The sequence below is a fragment of the Massilia sp. CFBP 13721 genome, assembly GCF_014842025.1.
Lineage (GTDB): Bacteria > Pseudomonadota > Gammaproteobacteria > Burkholderiales > Burkholderiaceae_D > Telluria.
Window position 1 is genome coordinate 158,279 of the sequence record NZ_JACYUY010000002.1, and the last position, 16,966, is coordinate 175,244.

A 16,966-nucleotide genomic window follows, 5' to 3' on the forward strand; every position below is an offset into this window, starting at 1 on the left:
TAGTTATCGGTATTCGTTGCGTTCGATGATGCCGCGCAGCGCATCCTGCGCACGGAGCACGGGAAAATCTTCGCTGTGGTAGGTCTTCGGCGTGACGAAGCGCAGCGAGCCGATGACCTGCGCATACGAGGGCCGCAACTGCTGCACTGCCAGCCGGCGCCCGTCCAGCGTCGCGCGGCGCGTGCCGAGCGCCAAGGTTACCGCCTTGCCCGGCGCCAGCGTGAACGCGGCCTGCGAGCGGCTTTTATCGGGGTTCAGCCAGGCCATGCGCAGCGTACGCGCCTTCTGGCCGCGCAGGGTGAATGTCCAGCGTTCGCCGCCTTGGGCACGCACTTGGGGGCGAACAAACGCGACGGCGACGTCTTCATCGGCCCCGAAGGGCAGCACGGCCTCGAAACGCGACCACGCCGCCGGAATCGCCGGCTCGAACGCGAGCGTATTGGCCGGCAGGTCAGGCCTGAAACCGACGTAATCCTGGTAGCCATTGCGCGCATATTCGGCCACGCTCCAGGACTGGGCGAAGGTGCCGGATGGCTGCAGCTTTCCATCCTCGCGCGGCAGCGCATCCAGGTTTTCGCTCATGTTGCCCAGCGTGTCGAGGCCGAGGATCTGCGTGCCGAGGTTTTGCGTCAGCGCCCAGGCGAGGTCCTGGTAGCCGAAGCGGTTCAGCGCAGTGACCGTAAAGCCGGCGTTCCAGCCCCAGATGGTGCCGTTGTGATAGGCCGCGTCCTTGTGGTGGAAGCCCGGGTTCTGGTGGCGCGGATGAAAATACGGATCGTCCTGGCTCAGCGAGGCGATGCCGTAAGGGTAGAGCAGCTGGGAGACGGCGTTTTTCGTCACGCGCGCCTGCACTGCGGCGGGCACGAAGTCGTCGAAGGGAATGGTCGCGACCATCAGCTGGTTCGGCCGCACCTTGGTATCGCGGCTGCCGTCGGCGCGCAGGCGGTCGGCCATGGTCGCGCCATCCCAGAACAGGCGCAGGAAACTGGCCTGCGCCTTTGCCGCCAGTGCCGACCATTCGCGCGCGCGCCGGTGGTCGCCGGCCTGGGTCGCCAGCCAGGCGCCGGTTTCCAGCGCCGTGTACCAGAGCGCCTGAATGTCGTTGGCGCGCGGACCGCGGTCCGACCAGGGCTGGTGGGTGGGGTTCTCGACGCGGGCATCCATCCAGGTGTCCGAGGCCGCATGGCGCAGCAAGCCGTCGGCATCGACATAATTGGCGATGGCGCCGTCGAAATAGGGCACGGCCAGCTGGTACATCGCGCGCGCAAAAGCCTGGTCGCCGGTGTAGCGGATGTATTCATGGGCTTCGCGCAGCATCCACGGCGTGCCGTCGACCGTGTTGTAGATGATCTCGTCGGGCGAGACGCGGTTCGGAATGCGTCCGTAATCCTTGTCACGTGGCGTGCGCAGGTTCTGGAAGCGCGCGAAATTGGCAAGCACCGCGCGTGCATCCGCGAACTGGCCCGACACCAGCAGCGTACCCGGCAGGGCGATGAAGGTGTCGCGGCCCCAGTTCTCGCGGAACCAGGGCAGGCCGGCCCAGATGCCGGCGCCGTATTCGTCGACCACGAACAGGCGCGAGGCCGCCTTGGCCCAGTTCAGCGCCTTGTTGTATTCCGCATCGCTGGTGGTGAGATAGCTGCGCGTGAGCGCCGCGTGGGTGGCGCGGCGTTCATCGCCGATCGGGTCGCCGGACACCAGGGTGCGTGCGCGCTGGCTTGCTTCCTCGGCGGTGGCGCCAAAGGCCGCGACGACAGTGAAGCTCGCAGTCGGTGCGCGCGTGCGCAGCAACAGGCTATCTTCCAATGTGAACGGACGATCGCCCGCCAGCGCCATGAACTGGGTGGCGCCTTTGCCAGGGGCGACAACGGCGACGCCATCGGTGAAGCTGATCGCGCCGGCCGTCTTCAATAGCGGCTGCAAACCGAGCAGCGCCGGCCGCGGACCGGTCACGCGCAGCGCCAGCGCATGCTGTTTCGACAGCAGCGCCAGTTCTTCGCTGCTGCCGTTGGTGTAGACGACACGGTGGCCAAAAGGCAGTACCTGTTCGCGTCCGCCGGCGCGCTCGTTGCGCACGCCATCGATATGGCTCACGTAGTTGTGGAAGACGGTGCCGCTTTTGAGCACGTAGCCGGCCCCGGCATCGTGGCTGTGGGTAAAACCCTCGAAATAGCCGGCCAGGTTATCGCCGGCGACGAAGCGCGCCTGTTGTCCAGGGGCGGCCTCGATCGCCATCGCCTCGAAAAAGGCATCGACGCCGGGTTTGTCGACAGCGGCCGCGGGTGCCAGGGCAAAAGCGAGGGAAAGTGCAAGCAGGGTAGGGCGCATCATGTTTCCGGCAGTTCGATGAGGAGGGTCGCTTTCGGCGCCAGGCGCAGTTCGCGCGTGAGGTCGACCGTCTGGCCGGTGAGGACGTCGATGCCGGCGCCGGTCCCTTTTAACATTTCCTGGAAGCGGGCGATGGGCAAGCGCATCTCCTTGTCGTTGTTGTTCATGGCGACCATCACGCGTTTGTTATCGCTGTAGCGGAAGTAGACCCAGGTATTCTCCTCAGGCCCGAAATGCATCAGCTTCCCATTGTGGATCACCGCCTGGCCCTTGCGCCAGTTCGCGAGCTTGCGCACCAGTTCCTGCGCCGCGTGCTGGTGCCTGGTTAAACCTTTGCCGCTGAAGGCGTCGACCCGGTCGCCGGTCCAGCCGCCCGGGAAGTCGCGGCGGTAACTGGCATCGTCGCGGCCTTTGACAGTGCTGGTCATCAGGATCTCGTCGCCCGTATAAAACTGCGGGATGCGCGGCATCGTCATCAGGAACACCAGGTTCATGCGGTAACGGTCGAAGTCTTCGCCGGCCGCGCTGTACATGCGCGCCATGTCGTGGTTGCCGCCGAAGAGGACGAGTTTGTCCGGCGCCGGGTACAGGTGGTCGAGCGCCAGCGTCTGGTAGACCTCGTTGAAACCTTTAGTGGGGTCGGTGAGGGCGGTGCGCATCGCTTCGACCAGCGGGAAGTCCATCAGGCTCGGCAGCGAGGAGATGTAGCCGTCGAAGTTGACCTTGCCGCGCTGCCAGCGCGCCACCACCGGCACCAGCGTGCTCCATTCCTCGCCGACCAGGTTCAGGTGCGGGTATTCGTCCATCAGCCGTTTGGTGTACTGCGTGAGGAAGGCGCCGTCGGAATAGCTGTAGGTATCGATGCGCAGGCCCGACAAGCCCGCGTACTCGATCCACCAGATGTTGTTCTGGATGAGGTAATTCGCCACCAGCGGGTTGGTCTGGTTCAGGTCGGGCATGCTCTCGACGAACCAGCCGGCGGTGAAGTTGCGGCTGTCGGCTTGTGAGGCGTAACGGTCCTGCACGGCGACGCGGTGGTGCGCGGTGGGCACGAACTGGCCGCCGAAGTTGATCCAGTCCGGTGTCGGCAAGTCCTTCATCCACCAGTGGTTTTTACCGATGTGCGACAGCACCACGTCCTGGATCAGGCCGATGCCGCGCTTGCGCGCCTCTTGCGACAGGCGCACGAAGTCGTCGTTGCTGCCATAGCGCGGGTCGATCCGGTAGTGATTCGTGGCCGCGTAGCCGTGGTACGACCAGGCCGGCATGTCGTTCTCGACCAGCGGCGTCGGCCACAGCTGGGTGAAACCGAGGCCGGCGATGTAGTCGAGGCGGTCGATCGCGCCCTGGATGTCGCCGCCATGGCGTCCGCCTGGGTGCTTGCGGTCGGCCCGTTCCAGCATGCCGGGCACGCTGTCGTTGGCCGGGTCGCCGTTGGCGAAGCGGTCCGGCATGATCTGGTAGATGGCGTCGGCATTGCCGAAGCCCTGGCGCGCGCGCGAGCCGGGTTCACGGGCACGCAGCTGATACGGCTGGCGCAGGGTGCCGTCCGCGCCTTCGAACACGAGGTCGAGGCTGCCGGGCTGGGCGCCGGGTGCGATCTCGAGATCGATGAACAGGTAGTTCGGGTTCGCCACCCGGGTACTGGAAACGATGCGCACGCCCGGGTAAGCGAGCGCCGGCTGCATGCGGCCGATACCGGCGCCATGCACCAGCAACTGGACATTCTTGTGCTGCATGCCGGTCCACCAGAACGGCGGCTCGAGATGTTCGATGGCGGGCGCGGCCAGCGCCGGGTCCAGGTAAGTCAGGGCAAGACAAAGTGTTGCAAAAGAGCGTCGCATGCGGGACTCGGCAGGAAAAGGGAATGGAGGAAACACTCTAATGCGGTCAGACGTAGTCTGATTACATAAAACTCAGCGATCGGCAAGCTTGAGCGCGGTGTTCACTCTATGCATTGCCGAGAATACTATACAGGCGGCCTGACGCCAATTCAACAATATTGCTAGTTTAAGTACATCGCCTATGGTGGCGCGGAAGATGTCCGGGCACCGTGCACGTTAACATCATGCTGTGCGGAACAGATCCAAGGCGACCTCATCAGCAGTGAAACAAATCAAATCCTTAAAATTGCACCGAAATAGTGCATTTTCGCACTAAGTCGGTGAAAATACATCGACTTGTAGTCCGACTACACATATGCGCAAGCCTTCTTGTAGCTGGGATACAACGATAAGAAGCTTCCTTCTATATAAGGCGCTTGTATAGGGCGTTTGAAACGTAGTGCGGATCAACTCCCGTTGACAGTGCATCTAGTTTTAGTACAGAATTCTTGCCAGAACGTCTAAAGAGGCGTTATATCAAAGCTCCCGTGCCGTGGCTGTGCAGCTGTCTTGCGGGAAATTACGTAGTCTGATCTGAGGGGACACATGAATATCTTCGCAAACAAGCGCACCGCTGGGTCGGGCCTTGTCTTCAAGCTGAGCCCGGTTGCGGCCGGCTGCGCCATTTTTGCATCGGCCCTGGCCGGCACCGCCAGCGCCCAAACCGCCGTCACCGAAGCGGCGGCCGATGCGCCAGTCCAGACCGTGACGGTTACCGGTATCCGCCGCGCAATCGAAACGGCGATCGCCACCAAGCGCGATGCGACCGGTATCGTCGAAGCCATTTCCGCCGAAGACATCGGCAAACTGCCGGACGTCTCCATCGCCGAATCGCTGGCGCGCCTGCCGGGCCTGTCCTCGCAGCGCGTGAATGGCCAGGCACAGCAGATCAGCATCCGCGGCACCTCGGGCGACCTGTCGACCGCGCTGCTCAACGGCCGCGAGCAGGTCAGCACCAGCGCCAACCGCACCGTCGAATACGACCAGTACCCATCGGAACTGATCAACGCCGTTACCGTGTACAAGACGTCGGACGCCGGCGTCGTCGGCCAGGGCCTGTCGGGCACGGTGGACATGCAGACCATCAAGCCGCTGTCGCTGCGCGAGCGCGCGATCAGCGTCAACGTGCGCGGCGAAAAGAACTCGGCCGGCTCGATCAGCGCCGGCTCGCCGGACACCGGCAGCCGCGTCAGCGCTTCGTACATCGACCAGTTCGCCAACCGCACCATCGGCGTGGCCATCGGCTACGCACGCCAGGACAAGCCGAACGTCTCGCGCCAGTTCGAGACCTGGGACTGGGTCGACAACTCGGCTGTCGCGCCGGGTTCGACCGTGAAGGTACCGAAGGGCATCAAGGCGCTGGCAACGACCGGCGACCAGGTGCGCGACGGCCTGATGGGCGTGCTCGAATGGCGTCCGAACAAGAATTTCAGCTCGACCCTGGACATGTACCACTCGCGCTTCGACCAGGAAGAAATCCGCCGCGGCATGGAAATCCCGCTGCAGGATGACGGCAGCGTCGTCTTCGCGAATCCGACCATCGTGAATGGCGTGATGGTTGCCGGCAACGCCAACAACGTCAATCCGGTCGTGCGCAACAACCGCATGAAGCGCGACGACAAGCTGTCCGCCATCGGCTGGAACAACCGCTTCACCAGCGGCGCCTGGGTCGGCATCATCGACCTCTCCAGCTCCAAGGCCGACCACAAGGAAGAACTGGTCGAGATCAACGCCGGCCGCGCCGTGCGCCAGACCCTCGGCTTCGACTACCGCAACGGCGCCATCCCGAACCTGAACCTGTCGGGCACCTACGACGACCCGTCGCAGATCGCCATCGGCGGCCAGTTCGGCGAAGGCTACGTCAATGCGCCGAACCTGACCGACAAGCTGCACTCGGCCCGCGCCAGCGTCGAATACAAGTTCGCCGAAGGCGCCTTCTCGAGCGTCGAAGTCGGCTTCAACCTGTCCAAGCGCTCGAAGGACAAGGAACACCTGGAAACCGGCTTCTCGAAGATCGGCGCCGGCACCTTTGCAGCGAACGTCGTCAACGGTTCGCAAGACCTGTACGGCCTGCCGAACACCCTGAGCTGGGACATCCCGGGCGTGCTGGCGCAGAACTTCGGCCCATACGCGCCGTCGGTGCTGGTGCCATGGGGCGCGACCAAGAACTGGACCATCGACGAGAAGGTCAAGACCGGCTACGTCAAGCTGAACATCGACACCGAACTGATGGCGATGCCGCTGCGCGGTAACGTCGGCGTACAGGTCGTCAAGACCGACCAGAGCTCGACCGCCAACACGCTGCGCGCCTGGCCGTTCGCCGACCTGGTGCCGCTGACCGACGGCAAGAAGTACACCGACTACCTGCCGAGCCTGAACCTGGCCTGGAGCCTGCCCGACCAGCAGTTCATCCGCTTCGGCGCCGGCAAGACCCTGGCGCGCGCCAAGCTCAACGAGCTGAACGCCGCCCTGGAAGTCGGCCTGACCGCGCAGAGCACCGGTACCCCATGGGGCAACGGCGGCAACGCCCAGCTCGACCCATGGCGCGCCAAGCAGGTCGACCTGTCGTGGGAAAAGTACTTCGGTAACAAGGGGTATGTGTCGGTCGCCGGCTTCCACAAGAAGCTCGATTCCTACATCTACCAGCTGACCGGCCCGCGTGACTTCTCGGAATACCGCCTGGTGGGCGCCACCGCCGACATCGGCACCATGACCCAGCCGATGAACGGCGAGGGCGGCAAGCTGCAAGGCCTGGAACTGGCTGCCTCGGCACCGCTGGACATGCTGCACCCGATGCTGGACGGCTTCGGCGTCACCGCCAACGCTTCGTTCACCAACAGCGAAATCGAAGTCAAGGACCAGCGTTTCGGCAGCATGGCGATTCCGCTGCCGGGCCTCTCGAAGCGCGTCTTCAACCTGACCGCCTACTATGAAGCCAACGGTTTCTCGGCCCGCGTCAGCCAGCGCTACCGCAGCGATTTCGTCGGCGAGATCGGCGGCATCGGCGGCGCCAACGAACTGACCTTCGTGAAGTCGGACAAGGTCGTCGACCTGCAGCTGGGTTACGACTTCGCGCAAGTGAAGGGCCTGTCGGTGCTGTTCCAGGTGAACAACCTGACCGATACCGAGTTCGAGACCTATGCCGGCACCAAGGATCGTCCACGCGGCTACACCAAGTACGGCCGTCAGATGCTGCTGGGCCTGAACTACAAACTGTAAGATGTAAGTTCGATAAACCTGCTGCGCGTCGGATTGCCGGCCTGCGATGCTCGCTGTACAACCGTACAGCTGCGCTTCTCGGCCAGCACTCCTTCCGCTCGCGACGGTTTCTCGAACTTACTGGATCGCCTTCGGGCGAATCCAGCCCTTGCGGACTTTGTTGTCTGCAAGGGCTTTTTCTATTGCAAAACCAGTGGCGTGTCGGCAATCGGCCCACGCCCTTGCGGACGACGGTGTAAACTGTCGCTTCCGTTTTAATTTAAGAGCAACTCATCCATGTCTGACACCCCACTCCCAACGTTTTCCGATCTGAACATCCCGGCGCCTATTTTGAAGGCACTGAAGGACGTCGGCTACGAGACGCCGTCGCCGATCCAGGCCGCCACCATTCCCCTGTTGATGGAAGGCCGCGACGTACTGGGACAGGCGCAGACGGGTACCGGCAAGACAGCCGCCTTCGCGCTGCCGGTGCTGGCGCGCATCGACACCAAACAGTCGACGCCGCAGGCGCTGGTGCTGGCGCCGACGCGCGAACTTGCGATCCAGGTCGCCGAAGCCTTCCAGAGCTACGCGGCGCACATGAAGAACTTCGCCGTGCTGCCGATCTACGGCGGCCAGAGCTACGGCCCGCAGCTGCAGGCGCTGCGCCGCGGCGTGCAAGTCATCGTCGGCACCCCGGGCCGCGTGATCGACCACATCCAGAAAGGCTCGCTCGACCTGTCGCAGCTGAAGACGCTCGTGCTCGACGAAGCCGACGAAATGCTGCGCATGGGCTTCATCGACGACGTCGAGCAGATCCTGCAGCAGATCCCGGACGAGCGGCAAATTGCGCTGTTCTCGGCCACCATGCCGCCGGCGATCAAGCGCATCGCCAAGACTTACCTGCGCGACCCGTCGGAAGTCACCGTCGCCGCCAAGACCGGCACCGCCGACAACATCACCCAGCGCTACTGGCTGGTGTCGGGCATGCAGAAGCTCGAAGCGCTGACCCGCATCCTGGAAGCCGAGCCGTTCGACGGCATGATCATCTTCGCCCGCACCAAGCTCGGTACCGAAGAGCTGGCGACCAAGCTGCAGGCGCGCGGCTTCGCGGCCACCGCCATCAACGGCGACATGGCGCAGGTGCAGCGCGAGCGCACCATCGAGCAGCTCAAGAACGGCAAGATCGACATCCTGGTCGCTACCGACGTCGCCGCGCGCGGCCTCGACGTCGAGCGCATCAGCCACGTCATCAACTACGACGTGCCGTCGGACCCGGAAAGCTACACCCACCGCATCGGCCGCACCGGCCGCGCCGGCCGCAGCGGCGACGCGATCCTGTTCATCACGCCGCGCGAGCGCAGCCTGCTGAAAGCGATCGAGCGCGCCACGCGCCAGCCGGTCGCCCAGTTGACGCTGCCGACGATTAAAGCCGTGAACGACGTGCGCATCGCCAAGTTCAAGGAACAGATCACGGAAACCCTGGCCGCCGGCGGCCTGGAGCAGTTCCGCGGCCTGATCGAGGAATACGAGCAAGAGAACAACGTGCCGGCGGTCGACATCGCCGCCGCGCTGGCCAAGCTGGGCCGCGGCGACGTGCCGCTGCTGCTGGAAAAGCCGGACCGCGAACCGAAGGCATCGAGCTGGGAAGACCGTCCGGCGCGCACCGATTTCGTCGAGCGCCTGCCGCGTCCGTCGCGCGAAGATGGCGGCAGCTGGGAAGAGCGTGCGCCGCGTGCGCCACGCGAGGCTGGCTTCACGAGCGGCTTCAAGAAGGAGCGCGTGGCGCGTGCGCCGGACGAAGGCATGGCCACTTTCCGCATCGAAGTCGGCCACACCAATGGCGTCAAGCCGGGCAACATCGTCGGCGCCATCGCCAACGAAGCGAACATCGATTCGAAGCTGATCGGCCGTATCGAAATCTACGACGATTTTTCAACGCTCGACCTGCCGGCCGATCTGCCGCCGGACCTGATCGACCACCTGAAAACCGTGTGGGTCGCCGGCCAGCAGCTGCAGATCACGCGCGATGGCGAAACGCCGCCGCCGAAGAAGGCTGCGGGCGCGAAGAAGTCGTTCGGTGGCGATCGCCGCTTCTCGGAAAAGCCGGGTTTTAAATCAGACAAGCCGCCGTTCAAGAAGGCGAAGCCGAAGGCGTGATGGTTGCGGCTTCGCCGCAATGAAATAAAACGGAGGATCGGTTAAGTGGATCGATTCCCCTTTTTGCGTTGGCCGATGCGTAACGTAGGGTGGGCACTTGTGCCCACGCGGTTCAACGTTTGCGTCTCGTGCCGACGTTTCGACCCGCACCGGCCGCATCCGCGTGGGCACAAGTGCCCACCCTACGGTGCACTACTGTCGTGTCAGGGCGTTGTCTTCTCGCTGACAAACATCCACAACAACGCCTCGCGCAACTCGCCGCTCCAGAACCCCTCGTTGTGCTGCTGCCCCGGCACGATCTTCAGCACCATGTTCGCCGCCGGATGCCCGCTCGCGCGCACGACGCCGGCCATGCGCTCGACGTCCGGCACCATCGATTCGCCTTCCTTTTCGCCCATCAGCAGATACACGCGCGCATCCTGCGGCAGCGGGTGCTGCGCCATGAAGTCGAAGGCGGGCGTCGCCGTCCAGTAGGCGGGCGAGAACACGCCGGCTTTACCGAACACCTGCGGGTACCGGGCGATCGCATAGTGCGAAGCCAGCCCTCCCATCGAACTGCCCATGATCGCGGTGTGGGCGCGGCCGGGCAGGGTGCGGTATTGGGCGTCGATCAGCGGCTTCAGGGTGTGGACGATGAAATCCGTGTACTGCCTGCCTTCGCCCGCGCCGAAACGCGTGTTGTCCCAGGCGTTCAGTTCCGTCATGCGCTTGTCGCCGCCGTTGTCGATGCCGACCACGATCAGTTCGAGCTTGCCCTCTTTGGCCAGCGCGTCGAGCGTCTCGTCGACCTTCCATTCGCCGACAAAGGAGGTGGCGTCGTCGAACAAATTCTGGGCGTCGTGCATGTACAGCACCGGATAGCGTTTATGCGATGTCGCATAGCCGGGCGGCAGGTACAGGCGGATCTGGCGTTTGCGCTGCAGCTGCGGGATCTCAACCAGGTCGGGCAGCAGGCGCACGCCGGGCAGGGCGGTCGACGGTTTGTTTGTCGGAGCGGCGTCGGTGGCGAAGGCGGGTGCGGCCAGCAGGGCGGCGAACAGGACGAAAGCGGTACGAATCGGTGGCATGGAAGAGGTCTTGTGATTAGTGGGAAGCGGCCAGCGCCGGCGCGGCGACAGGCGCCGCCTCCTTCTCGCGCACCAGCAGCCACAGCACGCTCGACAGCGCCAGGCAGCCGCCGCAGATCAGGAACAGCAGGCTCTTGTCGGCGCTGGTTTTCAATACGAAGCCGACGGCGGTGGTGGCCAGCTGCGGCAGCACCACCGACAGGTTGAACAGGCCCATGAAATAACCCATGCGGCTGCGGTCGACCTGCTCGCTCATGATCGCGAAGGGCAGGCTGACCACCGCCGCCCAGCCGATGCCGACCACGCCCATCAGCACGTACAGGGTGCCCGGCGAGCGCGCGAACAAGGCGATGGCGAAGTAAGCGAGCGCCATGATGCCGGTGCAGGCGGCCTGCGTGCGCACGCGCCCGAAGCGCTTCACCAGCGGTGCCAGCACCAGCGCCGGCAGCAGGAAGCCGACCACGTTCATCACCGCGAACGAGATCGCGATCACGTGGCCCGACTGCGCCGCCGCCTGTGCGGCAGTCGCGCCAGGGGCCACCACGTGCTGCTGGATGAACGCGATGATGTAGACGAACATCGCCTGCACCCCGAACCAGGTGAACGCGTGCGCCGCCCAGATGCGCCACAGTTGCGGCCAGTCGGTGGCGCTGGCAGCTTCCCGCGTTGCCGGCGCCAGTTCGCGCGGTTCCTCGATCAACAGGACAGGCACGATCGAGAACACCAGCACCAGCACCACGCCGACCGAGATCAGCGTGTAGTTGTCGATGAAGGCGCCGATCAAATACGCCATCACGCCCCAGAAGCCGGAGATGGTCTGCATCCAGGTATAGCCGCGCGTGCGCGCTTCGCCGTCGGGCGTCACGTCCGCGATCAGCGAGCGCGTCGGATTGAAGCCGATGTTGATCGACAGGTCGAGCGTCAGTGCGACCATCACCGCCACCACCACCAGGTTGCCGATGCCGAACAGGTCGGCGACCACTTCGATGCGCGGCAGCAGGTACACCGACAAGGCAGCGAGCACGCCGCCGATCAGGATGAAGGGACGCCGTCGTCCGCCCCAGAACCAGGTCTTGTCGCTGATGAAGCCGATGATCACCTGGCCGAGGATGCCGGCCAGCGGACCGGCGGCCCAGACGACGCCGATCTCGTGGATGTCGAGTCCGTATTTGGTGCTCAGCAGCCAGCTAAGCGCCGAAATCTGGATGCACAGGGCGAAGCCCATGGCCGTGGCTGGCAAGCTGCTCAGGGCGTAAAAGGAATTGCTCAGCCGGCGCTGCATGTCGCGCATGGGTGTCTCCATCGGTTGTGTTATTTGACTACAAAGCCCGTCTTGAAGCGGACTCGCGTTGCGATTTTACTCTGACTCATTCGAATTGACACTCGGAAAACGCCATGTTATTTTGCTACAAATTTAGTTGGCGCCGCGCGGCACATGGCGCGTTCGCCACATACACGAATAGCGCCCGGGACGCCGGGCCATTGGGGACACGGATGGACATGCATACCAAGGCGCTCGACAAACCGCGCCTGTCGTTCTGGCAGTTGTGGAACATGAGTTTCGGCTTCTTCGGCATCCAGTTCGGCTTCGCGCTGCAAAACGCCAACACCAGCCGTATCTTCTCGACGCTGGGCGCCAACCCCGACGACCTGGCCCTGTTCTGGCTCGCCGCACCCGTCACGGGCCTGTTGGTGCAGCCGATCATCGGCTACCTGAGCGACAACACCTGGCACCCGACCTGGGGCCGCCGCCGTCCCTTCTTCTTCGTCGGCGCCTTGCTCGCGATGATCGCCATGTTCCTGATGCCCAATTCCTCGGCGCTGTGGATGGCGGTGGCCGTGCTGTGGATGATGGACGCCGCTATCAACGTCTCGATGGAGCCGTTCCGCGCCTTTGTCGGCGACAAGCTCGACGTCTCGCAGCAGACCGCGGGCTATGCGATGCAGACCTTCTTCATCGGCTGTGGCGCCGTGATCGCCTCGCTGCTGCCGACGATCTTCACCGGCATGGGCGTGTCGAACGTGCCGGTCGACGGCGCCATTCCCGACACCGTGCGCTATGCGTTCTACGCCGGCGCGCTGGTCTTCATGATCGCGGTGAGCTGGACCGTGTTCACCGCCGACGAACTGCCGCCGCCGGACATGGAAGCGTTCAACAAGGAGCGCGCCAACGCGCGCCGCGTCGGTGTGGCGTTGACCGAGATCCTGAGCGGTTTCGGCAAGATGCCGAAGACGATGGTGCAGCTGGCCTTTGTCCAGTTCTTCACCTGGATCGCCCTGTTCGCGATGTGGATCTACACCGGCAGCGCGATCGCCGATTCCGTCTACGGCACGCGCGATGCGCAGTCGGCCGCCTTCCAGGACGCCGGCAACTGGGTCGGCATCATGTTCGCGGTGTATAGCGGCGTCTCGGCGCTGGCCGCCTTCATCCTGCCGGTGTTCGCGCGCGCCACCAGCCGCAAGACCGTGCACGCGACCTGCCTGGCGATCGGAGGATTGAGCCTGGCCAGCATCGTCGCCATCGATAGCAAGGAAATGCTGATGCTGCCGATGGTCGGCGTCGGCATCGCCTGGGCCAGCATCCTGACGATGCCGTATGCGATCCTGGCGGGCGCCTTGCCGGCCAGGCGCATGGGTTATTTCATGGGTCTGTTCAACTTCTTCGTCGTGATCCCGCAGATCGTCAGCGGCCTGCTGCTCGGCTTCGTCACGCGCGAATTCTTTAACGGCCACACGGCGCAGACGCTGGCGCTGGGCGGCGGCTGCATGCTGCTGGCTGCCGTATTGACGCTGGCTGTCACCGATAAAAACCGCTAAATTTGCGCCATGCTTTTCGCCCCTAGCGTATCGTAACGTTTTATCAACAGACGAACGCATTCACTTCAGGAGCGAAGCATGACCATTCAGACCGTGGCAACGACGCCATTTGCCGGCCAGCGTCCGGGTACCTCGGGCCTGCGCAAGAAGGTGACCGAGTTCCAGCAGCCGGGCTATCTCGAGAATTTTGTCGAAGCGATTTTCCTGACGCTAGGCGACTGCACGGGCCGCACCCTGGTCGTCGGCGGCGACGGCCGCTATTTCAACCGCGACGCGATCCAGACCATCCTGCACATGGCCGCCGCCCACGGCGTGGCGCGCATGCTGGTCGGGCGCGGCGGCATCCTGTCGACGCCGGCGGTCAGCTGCGTGATCCGCAAGCATGGCGCCTTTGGCGGCATCGTGCTCTCGGCCAGCCATAACCCCGGCGGCCCGGACGGCGACTTCGGCATCAAGTACAACATCGACAACGGCGGACCGGCTCCCGAAAAAATCACCGAGGCCGTGTACGCCCACACCCGGAACCTGTCCGCCTACCGCATTAGCGACGCGCCGGCGGTCAACCTCGACGCGATCGGCACCAGCACCCTGGAAGGCATGCAGGTCGAGGTGATCGATCCGGTGGCCGACTACGCCGAACTGATGGGCCGCCTGTTCGACTTCGACGCCATCCGCGCCCTGTTCGCACGCGGTTTTACAATGAAATTCGACGGCATGTGCGCCGTCTCTGGGCCGTATGCGAAAGCGATCATCGAAGGCGTGCTCGGCGCCCCGGCCGGCACCGTGATCAACGGCGTACCGCTGGAAGACTTTGGCGGCCACCATCCGGACCCGAATCCTGTCAATGCCGCCGAACTCATCTCCCTCATGAATGGCGCCGATGCGCCCGACTTCGGTGCGGCATCGGACGGCGATGGCGACCGCAACATGATTGTCGGGCGCGGCATTGCGGTGACGCCGTCGGACAGCCTGGCCATCATCGCGGCAAATGCCACGCTGGCGCCGGGCTACGCGGCAGGGATCAAGGGCATCGCCCGCTCCATGCCGACGTCGACCGCCGCCGACCGCGTGGCTGCGGCGCTGGGCGTGTCCTGCTTCGAGACGCCGACCGGCTGGAAGTACTTCGGCAACCTGATGGATGCCGGCATGGTCACGCTGTGCGGCGAGGAGAGCTACGGCACCGGCTCGGATCACGTGCGCGAAAAGGATGGCTTGTGGGCGGTGCTGTTCTGGCTGAACATGCTGGCCGCCACCGGCAAGCCGGTCGAGCAGCTCGTGGCCGAACACTGGGCCCGCTTTGGCCGCAACTATTATTCGCGCCACGATTACGAAGCGGTCGACGCCAGCGCGGCCGACGCCATGATGACCGCGCTGCGCGAGCGGCTGCCGACGCTCGCCGGCCAGACCCTGGGAGAGTACCGGGTGTCGCTGGCCGACGATTTCGTCTACACCGACCCGGTCGACAATTCCATCGCCTCGAAGCAGGGCGTGCGCATCATCATGCTTGACGGTTCGCGCATCGTGTTCCGCCTGTCCGGTACCGGCACCGAGGGCGCCACGGTACGGCTCTACCTCGAACGCTACGAAGCCGATCCGGCGCGCCACAACCTCGACACCCAGGATGCCCTGGCTGGCCTGATCACGATTGCGGAAAACGTGTCGGGACTGCGCCAGCGCACCGGCCGCCAGCAGCCGAGCGTCATCACCTGATTCACTCTCACAGGAACTCCATGAAACTACCCGCACTTGCCGTCTCCCTGCTGTTCGCGTCCAGCGTGCTTGCTGCCGCCCCCGCACCCTGGGCAGCGCCGAGCAAACCGTTCGTGTGGGAGAACGCGACCGTCTATTTTTTGCTGACGGACCGCTTCAACAACGGCAATCCGGGTAACGACCACGCGTACGGCCGTAAAGACGACGCGGCCAAGCTGCGCGGTTTCATGGGGGGCGACTTCGCCGGCATCACGGCCAAGATCAAGGAGGGTTATTTCAGGGACCTGGGCGTGACCGCGCTCTGGATCACGCCGCCGGTCGAGCAGATCCACGCCGGCACCGACGAGGGCACCGGCAAGAGCTACGGCTTCCACGGCTACTGGGCGCGCGACTTCACCGCCATCGACGCCAACCTCGGCACCGAGGAAGAGTTGCGCACCCTGGTCGACACCGCCCATGCGAACGGCTTGCGCGTGCTGTTCGACGTAGTGCTGAACCATACCGGTCCGGTCACCGAGCTTGATCCGGTATGGCCGGCCGAGTGGGTGCGCACTGATCCGGTTTGCACCTACAAGGATGCGCGCACCACCATCGAGTGCACCTTGGTGAAAAACCTGCCCGACATCCGCACCGAGCGCGACAAGCCGGTGGCGCTGCCGCCCGCGCTGGTGGCGAAATGGAAGGCGGAAGGGCGCTACGAGCGCGAGGTGCAGGAGCTGGACGCCTTTTTCAAGCGCACCGGCTATCCGCGCGCGCCGCGTTACTACCTCATCAAATGGCATGCCGACTGGGTGCGCAAGTACGGCATCGACGGCTTCCGCGCCGACACGGTGAAGCACACCGAGCCGGGCGTGTGGAAGGATCTCAAGAAGGTCGCAAGCGGCGCCTTCGAGGAGTGGAAGAAGGCGCATCCAGCGAAGGCACTGGGCGACCTGCCGTTCTACATGACGGCCGAAGTCTACGGCTACGGCATCAAGGATGGCCGCGCCTACGACCTGGGCGGCATGAAGGTCGATTACCCGGCCCAGGGTTTCGACAGCCTGATCAACTTCGCGCTGCGCAGCGATGCGGCGGACGGCTACGAACAGATCTTCAGCGCGTATTCGGCCGCGCTGCACGGCCCGTTGAAGGGCTATTCGGTCCTGAACTACATCAGTTCGCACGACGATGGCCAGCCCTACGACCCGCTGCGCCAGCGTCCCTACGAGGCGGCGAATAAACTGCTGCTGGCGCCGGGCGCAGCGCAGATCTACTACGGCGACGAGACCGCGCGCTTGCTGCGGGTCGAAGGCGCCGAGGGCGACGCCACGCTGCGCTCGTTCATGAACTGGGACGAACTGTCCGCCAACGCCGCGCGTGGACTGAACCGCGTCGCCGACGTGCGCGAACACTGGGCCAAGCTGGGGCGCTTCCGCCAGGCCCATCCCGCGGTGGGCGCCGGCGTGCACCGCATGCTCCAGCACTACCCGTACACCTTCAAGCGTACCTGGGAGAAGGGCGACGTGGTCGACCGCGTGGTGGTGGCGCTCGGCCTGCCGACGGACAAACCGGTCGCCGTGCCGGTGACCGGCGTCTTCCTGGATGGCCAGACCGTGCGCGACTGGTATTCGGGGACGACGGCGATCGTCAAGGGTGGCAAGGTGCAGTTCGATGCGCGCAATGCCGTGGTGCTGATCGGGCAGGAATAACGCCGCCCACGCTTGACCGCCGCGTACCGCGTGCTGGACTTTTGCGATGTGCGTGCGTTACGCGTGGACGGAGTCCACCCTACGTCTATCGCGATGCACGCTTATCGGCTGGACT

At 64.4% G+C, this 16,966-nt stretch carries 9 protein-coding genes; 5 read left to right on the top strand and 4 right to left on the bottom strand.

The window, feature by feature from the left end:
- Positions 1–3: 3 nt before the first annotated feature.
- Both IFT60_RS02285 and IFT60_RS02290 read right to left on the bottom strand, forming a co-directional pair.
- Positions 4–2,331: a glucosylglycerate hydrolase family protein gene (locus tag IFT60_RS02285; protein ID WP_192087947.1), complete on the bottom strand. Its 2,328-nt coding sequence runs from the start codon at positions 2,329–2,331 to the stop codon at positions 4–6.
- Entirely contained in the window at positions 2,328–4,172 is a 1,845-nt protein-coding gene (locus IFT60_RS02290; protein WP_192049068.1) for a glycoside hydrolase family 13 protein, read from the bottom strand. Before IFT60_RS02290 ends, IFT60_RS02285 begins: the two co-directional genes overlap by 4 nt.
- A gap of 585 nt (positions 4,173–4,757) precedes the next feature.
- On the opposite strand from IFT60_RS02290, the gene IFT60_RS02295 reads away from it, so the two are divergent.
- Positions 4,758–7,430, top strand: coding sequence for a TonB-dependent receptor (locus IFT60_RS02295; protein WP_192049070.1), 2,673 nt, complete (start codon positions 4,758–4,760; stop codon positions 7,428–7,430).
- A 276-nt stretch (positions 7,431–7,706) separates the two neighbouring features.
- Positions 7,707–9,569, top strand: coding sequence for a DEAD/DEAH box helicase (locus IFT60_RS02300; RefSeq protein ID WP_192049072.1), 1,863 nt, complete (start codon positions 7,707–7,709; stop codon positions 9,567–9,569).
- Positions 9,570–9,772: 203 nt separating this feature from the next.
- Here the strand turns inward: IFT60_RS02300 and IFT60_RS02305 are convergent, their stop codons facing one another.
- Both IFT60_RS02305 and IFT60_RS02310 read right to left on the bottom strand, forming a co-directional pair.
- Positions 9,773–10,636 (bottom strand): alpha/beta hydrolase, encoded by an 864-nt coding sequence (locus IFT60_RS02305; RefSeq protein ID WP_192049074.1) that lies wholly within the window; start codon positions 10,634–10,636, stop codon positions 9,773–9,775.
- A gap of 16 nt (positions 10,637–10,652) precedes the next feature.
- Positions 10,653–11,927: an MFS transporter gene (locus tag IFT60_RS02310; protein WP_192049076.1), complete on the bottom strand. Its 1,275-nt coding sequence runs from the start codon at positions 11,925–11,927 to the stop codon at positions 10,653–10,655.
- A gap of 203 nt (positions 11,928–12,130) precedes the next feature.
- Between IFT60_RS02310 and IFT60_RS02315 the strand changes: the two genes are divergently transcribed.
- From IFT60_RS02315 to IFT60_RS02325, 3 genes are all read left to right on the top strand, one after another.
- Entirely contained in the window at positions 12,131–13,453 is a 1,323-nt protein-coding gene (locus IFT60_RS02315; RefSeq protein ID WP_192049078.1) for an MFS transporter, read from the top strand.
- 78 nt (positions 13,454–13,531) lie between these two features.
- Positions 13,532–15,163, top strand: coding sequence for an alpha-D-glucose phosphate-specific phosphoglucomutase (locus IFT60_RS02320; RefSeq protein WP_192049080.1), 1,632 nt, complete (start codon positions 13,532–13,534; stop codon positions 15,161–15,163).
- A gap of 20 nt (positions 15,164–15,183) precedes the next feature.
- Positions 15,184–16,851, top strand: a complete 1,668-nt coding sequence (locus IFT60_RS02325; protein ID WP_192049082.1) for an alpha-amylase family glycosyl hydrolase — start codon at positions 15,184–15,186, stop codon at positions 16,849–16,851.
- Positions 16,852–16,966: the final 115 nt, after the last annotated feature.